The sequence below is a fragment of the Arthrobacter sp. zg-Y877 genome (genome assembly GCF_030373105.1).
GTDB lineage: Bacteria > Actinomycetota > Actinomycetes > Actinomycetales > Micrococcaceae > Arthrobacter_B.
Genome location: NZ_JAUCPU010000001.1, coordinates 644,420 through 664,830 on the forward strand (window position 1 = coordinate 644,420; position 20,411 = coordinate 664,830).

Annotated in this window: 17 protein-coding genes; 6 read left to right on the forward strand and 11 right to left on the reverse strand. The window is 66.1% G+C overall.

Annotated features, from left to right (window positions below):
* Positions 1-118 precede the first annotated feature (118 nt).
* Positions 119-1,912, reverse strand: coding sequence for an aspartate--tRNA ligase (gene aspS, locus QNO03_RS02985; RefSeq protein WP_229948579.1), 1,794 nt, complete (start codon positions 1,910-1,912; stop codon positions 119-121).
* A gap of 125 nt (positions 1,913-2,037) precedes the next feature.
* On the opposite strand from aspS, the gene QNO03_RS02990 reads away from it, so the two are divergent.
* Entirely contained in the window at positions 2,038-3,339 is a 1,302-nt protein-coding gene (locus QNO03_RS02990; protein WP_289601793.1) for an APC family permease, read from the forward strand.
* Between the two features lie 6 nt (positions 3,340-3,345).
* Here the strand turns inward: QNO03_RS02990 and QNO03_RS02995 are convergent, their stop codons facing one another.
* Positions 3,346-4,356, reverse strand: coding sequence for an adenosine deaminase (locus QNO03_RS02995; protein ID WP_289601794.1), 1,011 nt, complete (start codon positions 4,354-4,356; stop codon positions 3,346-3,348).
* 76 nt (positions 4,357-4,432) lie between these two features.
* A complete protein-coding gene (gene hisS / locus QNO03_RS03000) occupies positions 4,433-5,788 on the reverse strand; it encodes a histidine--tRNA ligase (RefSeq protein WP_229948585.1) in 1,356 nt (451 codons plus the stop codon).
* Positions 5,789-5,970: 182 nt separating this feature from the next.
* Here hisS and QNO03_RS03005 point away from each other — a divergent pair, with 182 nt between their 5' ends.
* From QNO03_RS03005 to QNO03_RS03015, 3 genes are all read left to right on the forward strand, one after another.
* Positions 5,971-6,738, forward strand: a complete 768-nt coding sequence (locus QNO03_RS03005) for a peptidylprolyl isomerase (RefSeq protein ID WP_289601795.1) — start codon at positions 5,971-5,973, stop codon at positions 6,736-6,738.
* A gap of 53 nt (positions 6,739-6,791) precedes the next feature.
* On the forward strand, positions 6,792-8,210 hold the full coding sequence (locus QNO03_RS03010) for a DUF349 domain-containing protein (RefSeq protein WP_229948589.1): 1,419 nt from the start codon (positions 6,792-6,794) through the stop codon (positions 8,208-8,210).
* A 94-nt stretch (positions 8,211-8,304) separates the two neighbouring features.
* Positions 8,305-8,922: a hypothetical protein gene (locus tag QNO03_RS03015; RefSeq protein WP_289601796.1), complete on the forward strand. Its 618-nt coding sequence runs from the start codon at positions 8,305-8,307 to the stop codon at positions 8,920-8,922.
* Positions 8,923-8,934: 12 nt separating this feature from the next.
* Here the strand turns inward: QNO03_RS03015 and QNO03_RS03020 are convergent, their stop codons facing one another.
* From QNO03_RS03020 to QNO03_RS03055, 8 genes are all read right to left on the reverse strand, one after another.
* Positions 8,935-11,376 (reverse strand): RelA/SpoT family protein, encoded by a 2,442-nt coding sequence (locus tag QNO03_RS03020; RefSeq protein ID WP_502874537.1) that lies wholly within the window; start codon positions 11,374-11,376, stop codon positions 8,935-8,937.
* 175 nt (positions 11,377-11,551) lie between these two features.
* On the reverse strand, positions 11,552-12,568 hold the full coding sequence (gene secF, locus QNO03_RS03025) for a protein translocase subunit SecF (RefSeq protein ID WP_229948594.1): 1,017 nt from the start codon (positions 12,566-12,568) through the stop codon (positions 11,552-11,554).
* On the reverse strand, positions 12,568-14,289 hold the full coding sequence (gene secD, locus QNO03_RS03030; protein ID WP_289601797.1) for a protein translocase subunit SecD: 1,722 nt from the start codon (positions 14,287-14,289) through the stop codon (positions 12,568-12,570). Before secD ends, secF begins: the two co-directional genes overlap by 1 nt.
* Before the next feature lie 93 nt (positions 14,290-14,382).
* A complete protein-coding gene (locus QNO03_RS03035) occupies positions 14,383-14,820 on the reverse strand; it encodes a preprotein translocase subunit YajC (protein WP_289601799.1) in 438 nt (145 codons plus the stop codon).
* A 120-nt stretch (positions 14,821-14,940) separates the two neighbouring features.
* The gene (ruvB, locus tag QNO03_RS03040; protein ID WP_289601801.1) at positions 14,941-16,017 is read right to left on the reverse strand and encodes a Holliday junction branch migration DNA helicase RuvB; all 1,077 of its coding nucleotides are present in this window, start codon (positions 16,015-16,017) and stop codon (positions 14,941-14,943) included.
* Position 16,018: 1 nt separating this feature from the next.
* Positions 16,019-16,645 (reverse strand): Holliday junction branch migration protein RuvA, encoded by a 627-nt coding sequence (ruvA, locus tag QNO03_RS03045; RefSeq protein WP_289601802.1) that lies wholly within the window; start codon positions 16,643-16,645, stop codon positions 16,019-16,021.
* 76 nt (positions 16,646-16,721) lie between these two features.
* Positions 16,722-17,318 carry a crossover junction endodeoxyribonuclease RuvC gene (ruvC, locus tag QNO03_RS03050; RefSeq protein ID WP_289601803.1) on the reverse strand — a complete coding sequence of 199 codons (597 nt, stop codon included), beginning with the start codon at positions 17,316-17,318 and terminating at the stop codon, positions 16,722-16,724.
* An 11-nt stretch (positions 17,319-17,329) separates the two neighbouring features.
* A complete protein-coding gene (locus QNO03_RS03055; RefSeq protein ID WP_227921280.1) occupies positions 17,330-18,088 on the reverse strand; it encodes a YebC/PmpR family DNA-binding transcriptional regulator in 759 nt (252 codons plus the stop codon).
* A gap of 276 nt (positions 18,089-18,364) precedes the next feature.
* On the opposite strand from QNO03_RS03055, the gene QNO03_RS03060 reads away from it, so the two are divergent.
* A complete protein-coding gene (locus QNO03_RS03060) occupies positions 18,365-19,636 on the forward strand; it encodes a Mur ligase family protein (RefSeq protein ID WP_289601806.1) in 1,272 nt (423 codons plus the stop codon).
* A complete protein-coding gene (locus tag QNO03_RS03065; RefSeq protein ID WP_289601808.1) occupies positions 19,633-20,379 on the forward strand; it encodes a type 1 glutamine amidotransferase in 747 nt (248 codons plus the stop codon). The genes QNO03_RS03060 and QNO03_RS03065 overlap by 4 nt, the downstream gene beginning before the upstream one ends.
* Positions 20,380-20,411 lie beyond the last annotated feature (32 nt).

Here is a 20,411-nt window from a genome sequence, read left to right on the forward strand (position 1 = left end):
TATCGGGTGCCGCCGGACTGTCCAGCGCAGGCGTGCATCCCGCTTCAGGGTTACAGCACCGGGGTTAACGCACGGTACCCGGCCGCAGTGCGACCGGGTACCGACTGTGCGCTGGAGGCTATGCTTCCTTCGCGGGTGCTTCCTTGTCCTTCTTGGCTTCCGGCTTGAAGTCCACGCCGGCTTCCTTGCGCTGCTGCGGCGTGATCGGCGCCGGAGCCTGCGTCAGCGGATCGAAGCCGCCGCCGGACTTCGGGAAGGCGATGACGTCGCGGATGGAGTCGGTGCCGGCCAGCAGGGCTACGACGCGGTCCCAGCCGAAGGCGATGCCGCCGTGGGGCGGTGCGCCGTACTTGAAGCCTTCAAGCAGGAACCCGAACTTTTCCTGGGCGTCTTCCTGCGACAGGCCCATGACCTTGAAGACCCGTTCCTGCACGTCGCGCTGGTGGATACGGATGGAACCGCCGCCGATTTCGTTGCCGTTGCAGACAATGTCGTAGGCGTAGGCCACTGCGGACTCGGGATCCGTGTCGAAGGTGTCCATGAACTCGGGCTTGGGCGAGGTGAAGGCGTGGTGCACTGCGGTCCAGGCACCGCCGCCGACGGCGACGTCGCCGGCTGCGACAGCGGCGGAGGCCGGCTCGAACATGGGAGCGTCAACAACCCACACGAAGGCCCAGTCCTTGGGATCGATCAGGCCGGTGCGGTGGCCGATTTCCACGCGGGCGGCACCGAGCAGGGCGCGTGCCTCGCTCTTTTCGCCGGCGCCGAAGAAGATGCAGTCGCCGGGCTTGGCGCCGACCTTCTCCGCGAGGTTCTCGCGCTCGAAGTCCGTCAGGTTCTTGGCCACCGGGCCGGTCAGCGTGCCGTCTTCCTGGATCAGGACATAAGCCAGGCCCTTGGCGCCGCGCTGCTTGGCCCATTCCTGCCAGGCGTCAAGGGTGCGGCGTGCCTGGGAGGCACCACCGGGCATCACGACGGCGCCGACGTACGGGGCCTGGAAGACGCGGAAGGTGGTGTCCTTGAAGAACTCGGTGAGTTCGGTCAGTTCCAGCCCGAAGCGCAGGTCCGGCTTGTCGGAACCGTACCGTGCCATGGCGTCGGCGTAGGTCATGCGCGGGATGGGCGTGCTGATGTCGACGCCGATCAGCTTCCACAGCGATTTCACGATCTGCTCGCCCAGGGCGATGATGTCGTCTTCTTCGACGAAGCTGGCTTCGATGTCCAGCTGGGTGAATTCCGGCTGGCGGTCGGCGCGGAAATCCTCGTCGCGGTAGCAGCGGGCAATCTGGTAGTACTTCTCGAAGCCGCCCACCTGCAGCAGCTGCTTGAACAGCTGCGGGGACTGCGGCAGGGCGTACCAGGACCCCGGAGCAAGACGTGCCGGAACCACGAAGTCGCGGGCACCTTCGGGGGTGGAACGGGTCAGCGTGGGGGTTTCGATTTCGACGAAGCCCTCGTCGTGCAGCAGTTCGCGGGCAATGCGGTTGGCCTCGGAACGAAGGCGCATGGCAGCGGCCGGTGCGGGGCGGCGCAGGTCCAGGTAGCGGTGGCGCAGGCGGGCTTCCTCGCCGACCTCCACGTGCTCGTCAATCTGGAACGGCAGCGGGTCGGAGGTGTTCAGGATAACGACGTCGTCCGCAATCACCTCGACTTCACCGGTGGCCAGCGCCGGGTTCTCGTTACCCTCGGGACGCTTCTGCACGGTGCCGGTGATCTGCAGGACGTACTCGTTGCGCAGGCCGTGGAAGACATCCTCTTCACGCACCACAACCTGGGCCACGCCCGAGGCATCGCGGAGGTCGAGGAAGGCAACGCCGCCGTGGTCGCGCCGTCGGGCGACCCAGCCTGCGAGAGTAACGGTCTGTCCAATATGCTCGGCCCTCAGGGAACCAAGGGCATGAGTGCGCAGCACAGCTGTCCTTTCGAGAAACTTGCGGAAACCACTGTTTCCGCCCATTGTGAATACACGTTCTCCTTCAGAGTTTACCGGTGAACCGACCCCCTCCCCGCCAAGTACCTACCGATTGGATAAGCCTGTTGTCCGGCAATACCCAGCCGCGTGTTCCCCTGGGCGGCTTTGATGCCACCACTGCCGGCCTTGGCTCCATTGTGGGTGCAGGTGCTTTCGTCGCCTTCGCGCCGGCTGCTGCCGCCGCCGGTCCTGCCGTGGGCGCTGCCCTCGGGATAGCCGCCATTGTGGCGTTCCTGTGTGGGCTTTCCACGTTCCAGCTCAGCCGGGCCGTCTCGCGCCGGCTGCCTGCGGACCAGGGCGGAGATGCCACGGCCCGCACGGCCGCCCGGATCCTGCTGGGACCGTACAGCGGGTTCCTCTCCGGCTGGACGCTGCTCTGGTCGCTGCTGCTGTCCTCCGCCGTCCTGGCCATCGCGTTCGGCGCCTACGTCTTTCCGGAGCATCCCCGGGTCGGCGCGGCGGGCGCCGTCGTCGCAATGCTGGTAGTGAACCTGCTGGGACTGAACCGCGGATCCTGGGCCACCCGCTTCATCGTGGCCTTTGTCTTCGGCGTCCTCGCCTTCACCGTGGTGGTGCTCTTCAATGAGGCACCAAACCAGCCGGTGCGGGTCGGAGCGGAGATAGAGGCTACGCCCTCCGGGGTGCTGCAGGCCGCGGGTCTGCTGTTCTTCCTTTTCTCCGGCTACACGCGGCTGGCCACGCTCGGCTCCGGGGTGCGCAATCCCTCACGCAACCTGCCGATCGCCATCCCGGCAGCCATTGCGGTGGCCTTCACGCTGTATTGGTTTATGGGGCAGTCAATGCTGGCCTACTACGGTGCCGCGGCCCTTTCCGCGGAGACCGCTCCCCTGCTGGACCCCATGCAGAGCGTGGGCGCCAACGTAGGTACGGGTGCCCTTGTCCTCGCAGTAACCGCGGCCGCACTCGGTGGCCTGTGGTCGCTGCTGGAATCCGCAGGCAGGACGGCCTCCGCGATGGCCGCCGACCGGGATTTCCCGTCCCTCTTCGCGGCGTCCCGGCCGGCCCGCTTCGGAGCGGGGGAAACCCCCTGGGCCGCCGAAGCCGCGGCAGCGGCCGTCGTCCTGCTGCTGGTTTTCTTCGGCGACGTGGACGCGCTGCTCGGGATGGCTTCGTTCGCCCTGCTCTTCTACGCGGCCATCACCACCGTGTGTGCTTTCACACTGAAGGACCGCACGCGCTACGCACCCCGGGTCCTGAACCTGGCCGGTGCCTTGGGGGCGCTGCTGCTGGCCCTTGCGCTGCCCCCGGTAGCCATCAGCCTGACCCTGATCGTCCTGGTGGCGGGGCTCGTGGTCCGGTTGAGTTTCCGCCGGCCGCGGACCCAACGGACCCCGCCGCCGTTCTAGGCCTGCCTAGGCGCCGGCTGCCTCCCACGCGCGGACTTCCTCCAGCAGCTCGGCACGTCGTCCGGCGGACGCAAACGAAGCGTTGATCGAGTTGGCGGCCAGCAGGGCGAGCTGCGTACGGCTGAATCCGAACGTTTCCTGCACGGCACGGAAATTCTCGTCCACATAACCGTCAAAGTACGCCGGGTCATCCGAGTTCACGGAAATGTTCAGGCCGTACTCGAGCATCCGCGGCAAGGGATGATCGGCCAGGCGCGCCACCGCCTGCAGCCGCACGTTGGACAGCGGGCAGACGGTCAGCGGCACCTTCCCTCGGACCAGCCGCTTCACCAGTTCGGGATCGTCCAGGCAGCGGATCCCGTGGTCGATGCGGTCCGCCTTAAGCAGGTCCAGCGCCTGTTCGATGTAGGTGGACGGGCCCTCTTCACCCGCGTGGGCTACGGTCCTCAGCCCTGCCTCCCGGGCACGCCGGTACAGTTCGATGAACGACGACGGCGGGTTCCCCACTTCCGCGGAGTCCAGGCCGATTCCGATGATGGGGGCATCCATGGCCAGCAGTTCGTCCAGCACCTCCAGCGCGTCGGCCACGGGGTGGTCGCGCAGGAACGCGGCAATCAGCTCCGTGGAGATGCCGAACTCTTCCTCACTGCGGGACAAGGCCGCCCACACGCCGCCGACCGAGACCTCCAGCGGAACTCCGCGGATCAGGTGCGCCTGCGGGTCCATCATCATTTCCACATGCCGTACGCCGCCCGCTGCTGCCCGGCGCAGGTAGGCCCGGGTCATGTCGGTGAAGTCCGCCTCGGTACGCAGCACATCCATGTTGGAGTAATAGAGGTCCAGGAAGGACTGCAGGTCCGTGAACCGGTAACGGTCGCGGAGGTCCTCCAGCCCCGGATAGGGCAGGTCGATGCCGTTACGCGCGGCGAGTTCGAAGATCAGCTCCGGCTCAAGCGTTCCCTCGATGTGCAGGTGGAGCTCGGCGCAGGGCGGAGTGGGAAGCAGGTTGGCGGCCATGGTTCAAGCCTAGGGTTCCTGCGCCGTGGACCGCCATCGCCTGCCAGTAATGCGGCGCCGGCCCGGTTGCCTTCCGCTAGGCGGACGGCACCTGCACCGGGGTCACCTGCACGGTGAGGTCCTCGGCCGGCGGAGTCCAGAGCGCGGGATCGGCCGGCACCTGGTCACCGGTCCGGATGTCCTTGACTTCGTGGCTGCCGTCTTCGGCGGTGAACCAGACGAACGGGATGCCCCGCCGGTCGGCAAACTTAATCTGCTTGCCGAACTTCTCCGCCTTGGGTGCCACTTCCACGGAGATGCCGCGGCTGCGCAGCTGGGCTGCGGTGTCCTGGGCCTCGGACCAGGAGTCGTCCGTGGCCAGCGTCAGGAGCACGGTGGTGGGTACACTGCGTGAAGCCTGCGCGAATTCCTGGCTGAGGATACGCATCACCAGCCGCGTGACGCCGATGGAGAGTCCGACGCCGGGGAAGGTGCGGCTGCCCTTGCTGGCCAGGGAATCGTAGCGGCCGCCGGAGCAGATGGAGCCGAGCGCTTCGTGACCCACCAGAACCGTTTCGTAGACGGTCCCGGTGTAGTAATCCAGTCCGCGGGCAATGCTGAGGTCCGCCAGGACCCGGCCCGGTGCGCGGCGGGAGGCTTCGCTGATGACCTGGAACAGTTCGTCCAGGCCTTCCTCGAGCAGGTCGTTGGACACACCCAGGGCCCGCACCTGCTCCACGAACGAGGTGTCCTCCGTACGGATGGAGGCCAGTTTCAGGGCGGCTTCCGCCTGCTCCGGGGTGGCACCGAGTTCTTCCTGCAGGAGTTCAGCCACGCGCTGCGCGCCGATCTTCTCCAGCTTGTCGATGCTGCGCAGCACCCCGGCGGTGTCGTCCAGGCCGATGCCGCGGTAGAAGCCTTCGGCCAGCTTGCGGTTGTTGACCCGGATCTTGAAGTCCGGGATCGGCAGGGCGCCGAGGGCTTCGGCAATCACCAGCGCCAGCTCGACGTCGTACCGGAACGGCAGGTCGCCGTCGCCCACCACATCGATATCCGCCTGGGTGAACTCGCGGGCGCGGCCCTCCTGGGGACGCTCGCCGCGCCAGACCTTCTGGATCTGGTAGCGGCGGAACGGGAAGGAGAGGTGGCCGGCGTTCTCCACCACGTAGCGGGCAAACGGCACGGTCAGGTCAAAGTGCAGGGCGAGCTGGTTGGGATCTTCCTTGCCGGATGCCTCGCCTTCCTCCGCCTGCAGGCGGCTGAGCGCATAGACTTCCTTGTCGATCTCGCCCTTGCGCAGCAGCTGGCCCACCGTCTCCACGGCACGGGTTTCAATGTTGGAGAAGCCGTGCAGCTCGAAGGTCCGGCGCAGGACGTCCAGGACATGGAGTTCAACCAGGCGCTCCTGCGGTAGCCATTCGGGGAAACCGGACAGTGAGGCCTTGCGTGCCATGGTGGCAGACTCCTTAGGTGGGCGGAAAAGGCACAGGCAATACCCGCCCGGCCAAAGTGCACGCGGGGCGTGCATAAACTATGTGCGGCACTCATTTTAGCGAACTTGGACGCAGCCCCCGTTTCAGGCGCGCGGGTGCCCCGTTCCGACCGACCAGTCCCGACCCAACACAGGAGGCACCGGTGGCCGCACACCGCACCAGCCGCACCAGCCGCGAGGACAAGCGCCGCGTGGCCAGGATGGAAGCCCGCCGGGCGTTTGCCGCCGCCCGCACCGCCCGCCGGAAGCGTGACAACGTTTTCGCCGCCTCCGCAGCCGCCGCCGTCCTGGCCCTTGCCGTTGCCCTGCAGGTGAGCTGGTTCGGTTCCAACCCCTCTGCCGAGGAGCTGGCGCTGCTGCGCGAACAGGCCGCCGTCGCGGACGTACGGGAGGTGCCGGATCCGTCGCTCGCCGAAGGGAAGACGTTCACCGGCTCCTTGTCCCTGGGGCAGGGTGAGATCGGTGTGGAACTGGACGGGAGCGCCGCACCGCAGGCCGCGGCTGTCTTCAAGACGCTGGCGGACGAGGGCTACTTCGCCGGCAAGTCCTGCCACCGGATGACCGCCACTGAGTCCATGTCTGTACTGCAGTGCGGGTCGGAGACCGGAGACGGCCAGGCGGACCCCGACTTCCAGTGGGGACCGGTGGAGAATACGCCGGCCGACGGCTTCTACCCGGCGGGCACGATTGCCGTGGCCCGCGGCGAAGACGTCATGAGCCACGGCACACAGTTCTTCATCGTTTACAAGGATTCGACGATAACGCAGGAAACCGGCGGCTACACGATAATGGGTAAGGTAACGTCAGGTCTTGACGTACTGGAAGCCATTGCTTCCCAGGGCATTGACTCCGGGAAGACCGACGGCTCTCCGAACGACCCGGTGACGATCAGCTCGTTCACCCTGAACTAAACGGCGGCGCGGGCTTCGCAAACTGCCATCCATCGAGTGAAAGACTTTTAGCGGTGACAGACAGTCAGAAATCCGACGAAACAGCAGACCAGGCGTCCACGGAAACGTCCAGTCCTGCCACTCCGAGCCCCGCAGCCCTCGCGGCGCGCCGGCCCTCCCCCGCAGCGGTAGGTGCCGCGGCAAAGCCGGTGGTTGCCGTTCCGGCAGCCCACTCCACCCCGTTGGAAGAGGCCGCCCGCTTTGCACGTGTGGAGGAGGACGGCCACGTCTTCCTGATCGTTGAGGGCGAGGAAACCGCCGTCGGCCAGCTCCCCGATGCCTCCAAGGAAGAAGCCCTGGCCTACTTCGTTCGGAAGTACGACGATGTCGCCAGCCAGCTCCTGCTCCTGGAACAGCGGATGCAGCTCAAGGCCCCCGCCGCAGACATCCACAAGACCCTGAAGCATCTGGCCGAGCAGGTGGCCGACCGCAAGATGGTGGGCGACATCAAGGCGCTCGACGCCCGCATCGCGTCGCTCGAAGCCTCGCTCAAGGAAGCCGAAGCCGCCGAGCGGGCCGAAACCGAGGCCGCCAAGGCCCGTGAACTCGCCGCCCGCGAGGCCATCGTTTCCGAGGCGGAGGAAATCGCCGCCAAGGACCCGGCCACCATCCAGTGGAAAACCAGCAGCAACCGGATGAACGAGCTGTTCGATGCCTGGAAGACGGCGCAGAAGAACGGCCCGCGTCTGGGCCGCGGTACAGAGGACAGCCTCTGGAAGCGGTTCCGCTCGGCCCGTACGGTCTTCGACCGCCACCGCCGTGCCTACTTCTCGCAGCTGGACAACGAAAACACGTCCGCGAAGGCCGCCAAGGAAGCCCTGATCGCCCGCGCCGAGGAACTGGCCACCTCCACCGACTGGGGCAACACCGCCGCGGAATACCGGCAGCTCATGGATGAGTGGAAGGCTTCCAAGCGGGCCAGCCGCAAGGATGACGACGCCCTGTGGGCCCGCTTCCGTGCAGCCCAGGACAAGTTCTTCGCCGCACGCCAGGCGGCCAACGAGGTTATTGACGAGGAATTTGCTGCGAACCTGGTCGTGAAGGAAGAGCTGCTCCGCGAAGCCCAGGCCCTGCTGCCGGTCACGGACCTGGCTGCCGCCCGCAAGGCGCTGCAGTCCATCCGGGAACGCTGGGAAGACGCCGGGAAGGTGCCGCGGGCGGACATGGGCCGCATGGAGGCAGGCATCCGCAAGGTCGAGGAAGCCGTGAAGGCCGCCGAGGATGAGCACTGGCAGCGCAGCAACCCGGAGACCAAGGCCCGCACCAATTCGGCCCTATCCCAGCTGGAAGCGACCATCGCCTCCCTCGAGCAGGACCTGGCCGACGCCGAGAAGGCCGGCAACGCGAAAAAGATCGCGGATGCCCGCGACGCCCTCGAAGCCCGTCAGCAGTGGCTGGCCATGCTGCAGAAGTCGGCGCAGGACTTCGCCTAGGCCCTGACTCCACGGCAAAGCCCCGGTCCCCCGTTTTCCACAGCGGGCGGGCCGGGGCTTTCGCTTTGCCGCCGGACTCCACATGCTGGTGCCCATGCCCGTGCAGCTGTTTCCCTCTCCCGGCGCCCTCCCCCAGGTCACGTCCACCGGCGGCGCGCTGTTCACGGCCGGCGGGGTCTTCCGGCATGAGGAACTCCAGGCAATGACGATGGACGGGTTGCTGCGCCACGTCTATGCGGGAACATTCGTGCGGTGGGATGTCCGGCCGGACCCGGTGGTCCGTGCCCTCGCAGCGTCAGCCGAACTGCCCCAGCAGCTTCGCCGCCGGCTCACCTTCGGCAGGATGACCGCAGCCTGGATCTTCGGTTGCGCGCCCCGTCCGGCACGGCTCGACGTGCTGGCGGACCGCCGCAGCCGCACCGGTGCCCTGCCGCCCTTCAGCACCGCAATCCTCCACGAGGTGCTGCTCGGGCCCGCCGACCGGGTGGAGGTAGGCACAGTGTCCGTTACGTCGCCGCTGCGGACCGCCGTCGACGTCGCGCTGCACACCGGCAGCTCCGACGCGGTGCCTACCCTGCGGCGCCTCGCGGCGCATCCGGACCTGGGCTGCCGTCTGGACCTCGTGCTCCGCGCCCTGGCCGCAGGCCACCGGGTGCCGGGCAAGGCCGCCGCGATGGACCGCGTAGCCGTTGCCGCTGCCGCCGCACCGTAACGACCCGGACGGCTAGCTGCGGCGCTGGGACCCGGTGGTCCGGTACACGTCGAACACGCCGTCGATCTTCCGGACGGCGCTGAGGATGTGGCTCAGGTACTTCGGGTCCCCCATCTCGAAAACGAATTTCGACATGGCCACACGGTCGCTGGAGGTGTTCACGCTGGCGGAGAGGATGTTGACGTGGTTCTCGGAAAGGACCCGGGTCACGTCCGAGAGCAGGCTCTTGCGGTCCAGTGCCTCCACCTGGATTTCGACCAGGAACACGCTGGACTGGGTAGGCGCCCATTCCACGGGAACAATACGGTCCGGCGTGGCCCGCAGCTCCTGCACGTTGCGGCAGTCGCTGCGGTGCACGGAAACCCCCGAGCCGCGCGTCACAAACCCGATGATGGGATCCGGTGGAACAGGCGTGCAGCAGCGGGCCAACTTGACCCACACGTCGCCGGTGCCGCGCACCGTGACGCCGGAGTCGGTGAACTTGGGCCGCCGGGCGGCCGTGGCCACCGGAGTTTCGGCCAGGTCCTCCTCGGCCCCCTGGTGTCCACCCATCAGGTTCACGAGGTGCTCGATGACGTTCTGCGCGGAGGTATGGCCGTCACCGACCGCCGCGTACAGGCCGGAAATGTCCTGGTGGTGCAGTTCCTCGGCCACTGCGACCAGCGCGTCATGCGTCATCAGGCGCTGCAGGGGCAGGTTCTGCTTGCGCATGCCGCGGGTCAGCAGGTCCTTGCCCTTTTCGATCGCCTCTTCGCGGCGTTCCTTGGTGAACCACTGGCGGATCTTGTTCCGGGCACGCGGACTCTTGACGAAGCCCTGCCAGTCCTGGCTGGGCCCGGCGCCTTCGGCCTTGGATGTGAAGATCTCCACCCAGTCGCCGTGCTGCAGCTCGCTGTTGAGCGGCACCAGCTTTCCGTTGACGCGGGCACCGATGGTCCGGTGCCCCACTTCCGTGTGGACGGCGTAGGCGAAGTCCACCGGCGTCGAACCGGCAGGCAGGGCCATGACCTCGCCCTTGGGGGTGAAGACAAACACTTCGCGCGCGTTGATCTCGAACCGCAGGGAGTCCAGGAACTCGTCCGGGTCGGAGGTTTCCTGCTGCCAGTCCACGAGGCTGCGCAGCCACCCCATGTCATCGGGGGCTTCGGGTCCCTTGCTGCCGTCTTTGTACTTCCAGTGTGCCGCCACACCGTATTCGGCCCGCCGGTGCATGTCGTGTGTGCGGATCTGGATTTCCACCGGTTTGCCGCCCGGACCAATCACCGTGGTGTGCAGTGACTGGTACATGTTGAACTTGGGCATGGCGATGTAGTCCTTGAACCGCCCGGGCAGGGGGTTCCACCGCGAATGCAGGGCGCCGAGGGTGGCGTAGCAGTCCCGGACGGAGTCCACGAGGACGCGGACGCCCATCAGGTCATGGATGTCGTCGAAGTCTTTGCCCCGCACGATCATCTTCTGGTAGATCGAGTAATAGTGTTTGGGCCGGCCGGTGATGGTGGCCTTGATCTTGACGGCGTGCAGGTCGTCGGCGATCTGGGAACGCACGGTGCCCAGGTATTTCTCCCGCTCCGGCGTCCGGTCCCCGACCATCCGGACAATCTCGTCGTAGACCTTGGGGTGCAGCGCGGCGAAGGAAAGATCCTCCAGTTCCCACTTGATGGTGTTCATGCCCAGGCGGTGGGCCAGCGGGGCGAAGATCTCCAGGGTTTCGCGGGCCTTTTTGGCCGACGATTCCGGCGAGACAAAACGCCAGGTACGCGCGTTGTGCAGCCGGTCCGCGAGCTTGATCACCAGCACGCGGATGTCCTTGGCCATCGCCACGACCATTTTGCGCACGGTTTCCGACTGCGCGGCGTCGCCGAAGGTGACCTTGTCCAGTTTCGTGACGCCGTCAACCAGCATGGCCACTTCGGGACCGAAATCCCGTCGCAGCTCGTCGAGGGTGTAGCTGGTGTCCTCCACCGTGTCGTGCAGCAGCGCCGCCGCCAGGGTGGTGCCCGTCATGCCCAGCTCCGCCAGGATGGTCGCCACGGCAACCGGATGCGTAATGTACGGGTCGCCGCTCTTGCGCTTCTGCCCCTCGTGGCTGCGTTCGGCCACCACGTAGGCGCGCTGGATCAGGTCCAGGTCTTCCTTGGGGTTATTCACCCGTACCGTGCGCAGCAGCGGCTCGAGCATCGGCGAGTACTCCGGGTTGCCCCGGCCGGCCAGCCGGGCGAGCCGGGCGCGTGTGGAGGCGCGGCGGCCGGTCGACGGCGCACGTCCCGCTCCACTGCCAACCTTCACCTGCGCGGGCGTCTTGGCCGGGCCGGGCACCGGCAGCAGTGCGTCGGACTTACCCGCGGCAGCATCCCGCGCCGCAGCTTCACTGGCTGCGGTGCTCTCGGTCCCCGGCTCGATCCCCGTGGTCCCGTTGTTTCCAGCCTCATCGGCAGGCGTTGCACTGTTGGCCACTGACGACCTTTCTTCCATGCTTTTCAAAGCAGGTGCTCAAAACGTTGTATTGCCGGCTGCTGCGCGGTGCGGCTCCCGTCAACCAGTCTAAGCCTGCCCGCACCGCACTTAAACCGCCGGTTCCGCACTCCTTTCCCAAGGAATACGGAACCGGCGGGGCACGGCGGGGCTGAGGCTAGGCTTCAGCCACCGCCGGGCTCTTGGCTTCCATTGCCCGGCGTTCGGCCACCCGCTTGGCCTGCTTACGGATGTCCGGTTCGTTGCGGCGCAGCCAGGCGTACATCGGCGCGGCAATGTAGATGGTCGCGACGGTGCCCAGGATGATGCCCACGAACAGTGCCAGGGACAGGTCCTTCAGGGTGCCGGCGCCCAGCAGCAGGGCTCCGATGAACAGGATGGAGGCCACCGGAAGGACGGCCACCACGGAAGTGTTGATGGACCGGACCAGGGTCTGGTTCACGGCCAGGTTCACTTCCTCCGCGAACGTCCGCCGGGTCCGCTTGTCCAGGTCCTTCGTGTTTTCCCGGACCTTGTCGAAGACCACCACCGTGTCGTAGAGCGAGTAACTGAGCACGGTAAGGAAACCGATGATTGCCGACGGCGTCACTTCGAAACCGCTCAGTGCGTAGACGCCTGCGGTAACCACCATGACCACCAGCAATCCGACGACGGCGGCCACCGACATTTTCCAGGTCCGGAAGTAGAGGGCCATCAGCACCGCGGCCAGTGCCACGAAGACGACGAGCCCAACCAGGGCCTGCCGGCTCACGTCGCTGCCCCACGTGGGGCCGATGAACGTGGACGTGACCTCGTCCTGGCTGACGCCGTAGGTCTCTGCGAGCGACTCCTTGACCTCGATGGTCTCGTCGTCACTCAGTTTCTCGGTCTGCACCCGCATCGTGCCGGGGGCAATATTGGTCACCCGCGGGTCGGCGGTGCCGGCAATCCCGGTCACGGCCTTCTCGCCGCCGCTGACATCGGTATTGGCCACGTTGGAGACAGTGAACTCGGAGCCGCCGCGGAACTCGATGCCGAGGTTAAAACCGCCCTTGGCTACTGGAATGAGGATGGACAGCAGCACGGCGGCTGCTGCGATCAGGAACCACAGCTTGGCCTTGCCCACGAAGTTGTAGGACCGCTTTCCGCTGTACAGGTCATTGCCGAATGCGGCGAAACTGGGAAGCTTACTCATTACTCGCCGTCCTTTTCAGAGCTGCGGCCGGAGCCGGCCATGGATTTTTCGGCAAGCCTGCGTTCGGCGATGGTCATCCGCCGTTCGGCTTCCTTCGCTGCACCCTTGTTCTTGCCGCGCGCAGCCGGTGATTCGGCAGGGTCGCGGAGGCGGCCGGCACCGCGGTAAAGCGGCACCGAACCCAGACGGCGCGGGTCGAGGCCGGAGAACCGGTGCCCCTCGCCGAAGAACCGGGTACGGGCCAGCAGCACCATGGTGGGGTGCGTGAACATAAAGACCACGATGAGGTCGGCGATGGCGGTGAGGCCCAGGGTAAACGCGAACCCGCGCACGTTGCCGACCGCCACGAAGTACAGCACGACGGCGGCGAGGATGTTCACGGCCTTGGAGGCCAGGACGGTGCGCTTGGCGCGCTTCCATCCGTTGTCCACGGCGGAGACCAGGCCGCGTCCGTCCCGGAGCTCATCGCGGATGCGTTCGAAGTAGACGATGAACGAGTCCGCGGTCTGTCCGATGGCGACGATCAGGCCGGCGACACCCGCCAGCGAGAGGCGGTAGTTGTGGCTCCAGCCCAGGATGGCGATGGCCAGGTAGCTCAGCAGACCGGCGACGACGAGCGAAGCAATGGTGACCAGGCCCAGTGCGCGGTACTGGAACAGCGAGTAGACGGCCACCAGGGCCAGGCCGATCAGGCCGGCGATGATGCCCATCCGGAGCTGGTCCGAACCGAGGGTTGCCGAGACCTGCTGTTCGCTCTGGATCTCGAAGCTGATCGGCAGGGCGCCGTACTTCAGCTGCTCGGACAGTGCCTCGGCGCTTTCCTGCGTGAAGTTGCCGGTGATCTGCGGCTTACCGTCGGTGATGACGGCGTTGACGGTGGGGGCCGAAATGATCTGGCCGTCCAGGACAATGGCGAACTGGTTACGCGGGTCGCCTTCAGGGAAGGCGAAGAGCCGCTCAGTGACATCGCGGAACTTATCAGTGCCCGTTCCATTGAATTCAATGTTCACGGCCCACTGGCCGGTGGAAGCGCCGTTGTTTCCCTGGGCCATGCCGAAGCTGGCGGTGGAAATGTCCACGCCGGGAACTTCCACCGGTCCCAGGATGTACTTGCCGGCGGTGCCGGGTTCGCAGGCGACCATCGGCTGGTCCGCCGGCGCCTGCTCGGCATTGGCGACTGTGTCCGGGTTCAGGCAGTCCGTGGTTTCGAACTGCGTCTGCAGCTCAGGTGTTATCCAGTTCTGGTCCGAGGCATCAGTGGGTTCCGCCGTCGGTGTGGGCAGCTGCTCGGCAGGAGTGGGATCCGTAACCGCCGCACCCTGTCCCCCGCCGCCGGCCAGGACCGGACGGAACTCCATGTTCGCCGAGGCCTGGATCAGTTCGCGGGTTTCGGGATCGGGGACGCCGGGCAGCGAAACCACGACGTTCCGGTTGGACTGGGTGCTGATCTCCGCTTCGGAGACACCGCTGCCATCCACGCGCTGGCGGATGATCTCCACAGCCTGGTCGAGCTGCTCGGTGGTGATTTCGGAGTCACCTCCCTGCACTTCGGGAGCCAGGATCATCTGCGTGCCGCCCTCGAGGTCGAGGGCGAGTTTCGGGGTCCAGCTGGCGTTGCTCCACATGGAGCCACCGCCAAGCAAAAGAGCCAGGGCAGCAAAAATGACGCCCAACCAGAGGAGCGTCTTTTTCGCGGCCGAGGCGGGGCCGGTACGGGGCATAGGGAATTTTCCTTAAGGGCGAGGATCACCGGAACCGTCAGCCGGCCCGGCGGGTAAGCGGGGCACCGATGCCCCGCTTAGCTCGTGGAGAGTCTAGTTCTCTTTTTTGTCGTCGCGGTTCAGGCGCTTGAGTGTTTCTTCAGGAGTCTCGTCCTGCGCGCTGTCCCGGGCGGCGTCGTCGTTCTTGCCGAGAGTGAGGGAGGAAGCGTCGTCGGGGACCACTGTGGCGCCTTCGACAGGAGCTGCTGCTTCTTCGTCTTTTTCTTCTGCGGGCACGGTGACGACCTTGGTCAGTGCCTGCAGGTGCACCGTGGCGGTGTTTCCCGGGGACAGCTCAAGCACGGCCTTGTTCTCTTCCTGGTCCACGGACACGATCCGGCCGAAAAGCCCGAACTGGGTCATGACCTCGGTACCCGGAAGCATCTGGGCGCGCTGCTGGGCCACCGACTGCGTCGTCTTCTTCTGCTTGCGGAACATCATGATGACGAAGACTGCCAGCAGCAGAGGGATAAAGAGATCAGCGGGATTCACGTGGATGGTTCCTGTTTCTGTCGGGGAAGGGTCAGGCGGGTCCGGGCGTGATGCCGGGACCGTGCACTAGGGCCAGTCTAAAGGGAAACGCAGACAGCGGTGGTTAAGTTTCGGTTGGGCCTAGTCCACCGGGGTGGATGCGGTGTTTGTCCCGGGGCCGGAAAACATGTTCTCCGGCATCGCCGCCGCGACGTTCTCCGGCATCCGGAGCCCCAGGTGTTCCCAGGCGGCACGGGTGGCGATCCGGCCCCGCGGGGTCCGGCCGAGCAGCCCTTCGCGGACCAGATAGGGCTCAGCCACTGTCTCCACCGTCTCCGGTTCCTCGCCGACAGCAATCGCCAGCGTGGACAGCCCTACAGGTCCGCCGTTGAACTTGGTGATCAGCGCCGTGAGGACGGCCCGGTCCAGCCGGTCCAGTCCGAGGACATCCACTTCGTACATGTCCAGGGCGGCCCCGGCCGCGCGGGCGTCGATCTGCTCGATCCCGTGGACCAGCGCCCAGTCGCGGACGCGGCGCAGCAGCCGGTTGGCAATTCGGGGGGTGCCGCGTGAGCGTCCGGCGACCTCGGCGAAGCCTGCGGAGTTGACCTTCATGTCCATCAGCATGGCCGAGCGGCGCAGCACCAGTTCGAGTTCGTCCGTCGAATAAAACTCCAGGTGGCCGGTGAAGCCGAAGCGGTCACGCAGCGGCCCGGGGAGGAGACCGGCGCGCGTGGTGGCACCCACCAGGGTGAACGGCGGCAGCTCCAGGGGTATGGCGGTGGCACCGGCACCCTTACCGACGATGATGTCGACGCGGAAATCCTCCATGGCCATGTAGAGCATTTCCTCGGCCGGCCGCGACATGCGGTGGATTTCATCCAGGAACAGCACCTCGCCCTCGGTCAGGGAGGACAGGATGGCCGCAAGGTCGCCGGCATGCTGGATGGCCGGGCCGGAGCTGATCCGCAGCGGTGCGTTCATTTCCGCGGCGATGATCATGGACAGGGTGGTTTTTCCCAGGCCGGGAGGGCCGGAGAGCAGCACGTGGTCCGCGCTGCGGCCGCGCAGCCTCGACGCTTCGAGCACCAGTGAAAGCTGTTCGCGGACGCGCTTCTGTCCCACGAAGTCGTCCAGGTTCTTCGGCCGCAGCGCGGCTTCGATGGCTTTGTCGTCGGGATCGGGTCCGGGGGCGACCAGGGAGTCTGCGGTGGACACCTCAGCCAACCTTCCGGCGCGAAGAGGTCCGCGCACCGTCCGTACCCAGGCGCCGCAGGGTGAGCTTGAGGATCTCCCCCACGTTGCCGGCGGCAGCGATATCGGGATGCTCTGCGGCCGTGTCTTCGATGGCCGCTGTGGCGTCCTTTTCGGACCAGCCGAGGCCGGTCATTGCGGCCAGGACCTGTTCCTGCCAACGCGGCGCTGCCGGGTTTTCCACTGTTCCGTGCGGCACGAGCTTGTCCGCCAGTTCCAGGACAATGCGGCGCGCGCCCTTGGGGCCGATGCCGGAGACCTTGCTGAAGGCCTTATCGTCGCCGCTGGACGCTGCCACACGGATGGCTTCGGGCGTGTGGACAGCCAGCACGGCCAGGGCAATGCGCGGTCCCACGCCGCTGACGCCAAGGAGGATCTCGAAGACTTCGCGCTGATCGGCGTCGGTGAATCCGTACAGCGTCATGGAGTCCTCGCGGACGATCATGGCGGTGTGCACGAAGGCTTCGCTTCCGGTCCGCAGCGCCGCCAGCGTCTGGGGGGTCGCCTGAACGAGCATCCCGAGTCCGTGGACATCGATGACGGCGGAAGTGAGGCCCACGTGCGAAACGACCCCGCGGAGGGAACTGATCATGAAGGAACTCCAGAGGCTGTATAGAACATATCTACGAATACCCTACTTGCTGGTGTCCGCATTCCCCTGATGCCCGCTAGCTTCCGCGTTTTGCCCGGGCTTCGGCTTCCGCCCACAGCCGCTGGGCCGGCGTCAGGCCGGTCCTGGGTGCCGCGCCCCGCGATGCGGAGCCGGCCGTCGGTCCGGGACCGGCCACGCCGCGTCGCCAGGCATGCGTGATGGCCAGGGCCAGCGCGTCGGCGGCGTCGGCCGGCTTGGGCATTTCGTCCAGCCGCAGGATCTTGGTCACCATCTTGCCGACGGCGTCCTTGTTGGCCGAGCCGGAGCCGGTGACCGCTGCCTTGACCTCGGTGGGCGTGTGCAGGGCAACCGGGATGCCGCGCCGGGCAGCAGCGGCAATAACGACGCCGGAGGCCTGGGCGGTCCCCATGACGGTACTGACATTGAGCTGGCTGAACACGCGTTCCACGGCCAGGACATCCGGCCGGTGCGTGTCCAGCCACAGCTCGATGGCTTCGGAGATGACCAGCAGCCGCGCATCCAGCGCGGTTCCGGCCACAGTGCCGACGACTCCGACGGCCACGAGGGTGGCCCGGCGGTTTCCCTCAACCTCAACTACACCAAGGCCGCACCGGGTCAGGCCGGGGTCCACCCCCAGGACGCGTAAGGACACGGAGGCGGCGCTTAGTCGTCTTCTTCAAGCTCGGCCATCACGGCGGCCGGGATATCAGCGTTGGAGTAGACGTTCTGTACGTCGTCGAGGTCTTCGAGGGCGTCCACGAGCTTCAGGAACTTGCGGGCGGCATCGGCGTCCAGTTCCACGTGCATGGACGGTACGAACTCGGCTTCATCGGTTTCGTACTCGATGCTGGCTTCCTCGAGGGCGCCGACGACGGCACGCAGGTCCTGCGGCTCCGAGATGATTTCGAAGTTCTCGCCGGATTCCTTCACTTCGTCCGCACCGGCGTCGAGCACGGCCATCAGCAGGTCATCCTCGGTGAGGCCGTTCTTGGGCAGGTTCACGACGCCCTTGCGGGTAAACATGTAGGCCACCGAACCGGGATCACCCATGTTGCCGCCGTTGCGGGTCACGGCGAGGCGGACCTCGGAGGCCGCACGGTTCTTGTTGTCCGTGAGGCACTCGATCAGCAGGGCGGACCCCTGCGGGCCGTAGCCTTCGTACATGATGGTCTGGTAGTCGACGGCCTCGCCGAGCAGGCCGGCGCCGCGCTTGACGGCGCGGTTGATGTTGTCAATCGGCACCGACGTCTTCTTGGCCTTGGACACGGCGAGTTCAAGGGCAGGGTTGCCTGCCATGTCGGCTCCGCCGGCGCGTGCCGCCACTTCGATGTTCTTGATCAGCTTGGCGAAGGACTTGGCGCGCTTGGCATCAATTACGGCCTTCTTGTGCTTGGTGGTTGCCCATTTAGAGTGGCCCGACATGCTCTACGCTTCTCCTCTGATCGATAAAAAAGTCCGGCTGCCGGCCGCCCGTCCAGGCCTCCGGGAACCCGGGCCGGACAGGGAGACAGGCTAAGCGTCCCGAACGCACTGCCACAATTCTAGCGACCGATTCCGTTTCCCGGGCCGGAAACGCGTCCGATCTCCGATTCCCAGCGCGATCACGGGCACTAAACCGGCGTGGAACGGTCCGGATGCGTGCAGCCTCACGCGTTGGAACCACTGCCGGAACAGGGGTGTGCGCTATATTCAGTAACCATGAGTTCTTTCTCCATCCTGGTCGGAAAACTGGTCCGCAGTGCCTCTAAACTGCGTGGCGGCGGCTCCGCCCTGCCGGGCCTGGTGGTGGAGAAAATCGATCCCGATTTCATTCGCCGCACCCTTGCAGACCTGCCGCTCGGCGTCGCCGTCGTCTCCGGCACCAACGGCAAGACCACCACTACCAAGATGGTGGTGGAGCTCCTCGAAAGCCAAGGGCTGAAGGTTTTCACCAACCGCACGGGCAGCAACTTCACCCGCGGCGTCGCGGCGGCACTGCTGGGCGAAGTGAGCCTGCGCGGGCACCTGGACGCCGATATCGCGGTCCTGGAACTGGACGAGGCCCACGCCGTGCACTTCGTGAAGCTGATCCAGCCGCGGTACAGCCTGCTGCTGAATGTACTGCGTGACCAGCTGGACCGGTTCGGCGAAATCGACAAAACGACCCGCCTGCTGGAGTCCATTGCCCGGGCCACCACCGAGACTGTGGTCCTGAACCGCGAAGACCCCCGCGTCGCGGGCATCGCCGAGTCCCTCAACGGCCAGCGTGCCGTGTACTTCGGGCTCGACGCGTCGCTGCGCAGCACCTTCCCCAACGACGACGAGATGCGCGGCAGCCTTGCCGAGGCGCTGGCCGCCACCCAGGAGGCCGACGTCGTTCTTGAACGCGTGGGCGAAACGGAAGCGGATTTCCTCATCGACGGACAGGTCCGCACCTCCGGGCTGAAGCTGCGTGGCGTCTACAACATCTTCAATGCCGCTGCCGCCCTCGCGTTTGCACGGACGATCAAGGGCAGCGACCTCGACTCCGACGCACTGTTCGAGGCGCTGGCCAATGTGGAGCCTGCCTTCGGCCGCGGCGAGTCCCTGACCGTCAACGGCCAGCCGCTGGAACTGGTGCTGGTTAAGAACCCCAGCGGCTTCCGCCTGGGACTGAAGTCCTTTGCCGCGCACGGCTATTCGACCATGATCGCGATCAATGACAACTACGCCGACGGCCGGGACATGTCCTGGCTCTGGGATGTGGACTTCGAGTCCCTGGCCGAGGGCGGCGTCGACGTCGTCAGCGGCGTGCGGGCCTACGACATGGCACTGCGCCTGAAGTACGACGACGTACCGGTGCGCACGATCGAACCGGACATCACGGACGGGCTCAAGCGTTTCATCAAGGACTCCCCCGGGGTTCCCATGCGGATCTTCTGCACGTATACGGCCATGCTGGCCGTGCGCCGGGAGCTCTCCAAGATCACGAAGGTAGAGGTGGTCTCATGACCGAGGACCGCACAATCAAGATCCTGCAGCTTTACCCGCGGGAAATGAACATCTACGGCGACTGGGGCAACGTGCTGGTGCTCAAGCAGCGCCTGAAGTGGTACGGCTACTCCCCTGTTGTCGAGGAATACAACGCCGGTGGCGAGTTCCCGGCCGACGTTGACATCATTGTTGGCGGCGGCGGCCAGGACAGCGGGCAGGTGGTAATCCAGCAGGACCTGCAGCAACTCGCCCCGACGCTGCAGCGGCTCGCCGACGACGGCCTGCCGATGCTGGTGATCTGCGGCCTCTACCAGTTGTTCGGACGGTTCTTCAAGACGCATGAGGGCGACCTCATTCCGGGCATCGGCATCCTGGATATGGAAACCCACGGCGGCGACGTGCGGCTGATCGGCAACGTACTGTCCCTCAGCAAGGAGTTCGGCGAGATCCACGGCTACGAGAACCACAGCGGCCAGACCTTCCTCGGCCCGGGTGTGGAACCGCTGGCGGAGATCCGCAAGGGTGAAGGCAACAACACCAAGGACAGCACCGAGGGTGCCCGCTACAAGAACGTCGTAGCGAGCTACCTGCACGGTTCCCTTCTCCCGAAGAACCCGGCTATTGCCGACTTCCTGATCGAGAAGGCGGCCATCCGGAAGTTCGGCAGCTTCTCCCCCGTGCCCCGTTCCGAAGAGGACCTGGCCCAGCTGTCGAAGCTCTCGGAAATGGCACGCCAGCACGCCGGGCAGCGGCCGCGGTAAGACGGCAGTCCTAGCGGCACGAACCCTGGAGA

Bases quoted from the DNA above. Each gene is read 5' to 3' on its own strand.
- QNO03_RS03015 (WP_289601796.1), top strand. From the start codon at position 8,305: ATGCCCGTGCAGCTGTTTCCCTCTCCCGGCGCCCTCCCCCAGGTCACG.
- ruvA (WP_289601802.1), bottom strand. From the start codon at position 16,645: ATGATCAGTTCCCTCCGCGGGGTCGTTTCGCACGTGGGCCTCACTTCC.
- secF (WP_229948594.1), bottom strand. From the start codon at position 12,568: ATGAGTAAGCTTCCCAGTTTCGCCGCATTCGGCAATGACCTGTACAGC.
- secD (WP_289601797.1), bottom strand. From the start codon at position 14,289: ATGCCCCGTACCGGCCCCGCCTCGGCCGCGAAAAAGACGCTCCTCTGG.
- QNO03_RS03055 (WP_227921280.1), bottom strand. From the start codon at position 18,088: ATGTCGGGCCACTCTAAATGGGCAACCACCAAGCACAAGAAGGCCGTA.
- QNO03_RS02995 (WP_289601794.1), bottom strand. From the start codon at position 4,356: ATGGCCGCCAACCTGCTTCCCACTCCGCCCTGCGCCGAGCTCCACCTG.
- QNO03_RS03060 (WP_289601806.1), top strand. From the start codon at position 18,365: ATGAGTTCTTTCTCCATCCTGGTCGGAAAACTGGTCCGCAGTGCCTCT.
- hisS (WP_229948585.1), bottom strand. From the start codon at position 5,788: ATGGCACGCAAGGCCTCACTGTCCGGTTTCCCCGAATGGCTACCGCAG.
- QNO03_RS03065 (WP_289601808.1), top strand. From the start codon at position 19,633: ATGACCGAGGACCGCACAATCAAGATCCTGCAGCTTTACCCGCGGGAA.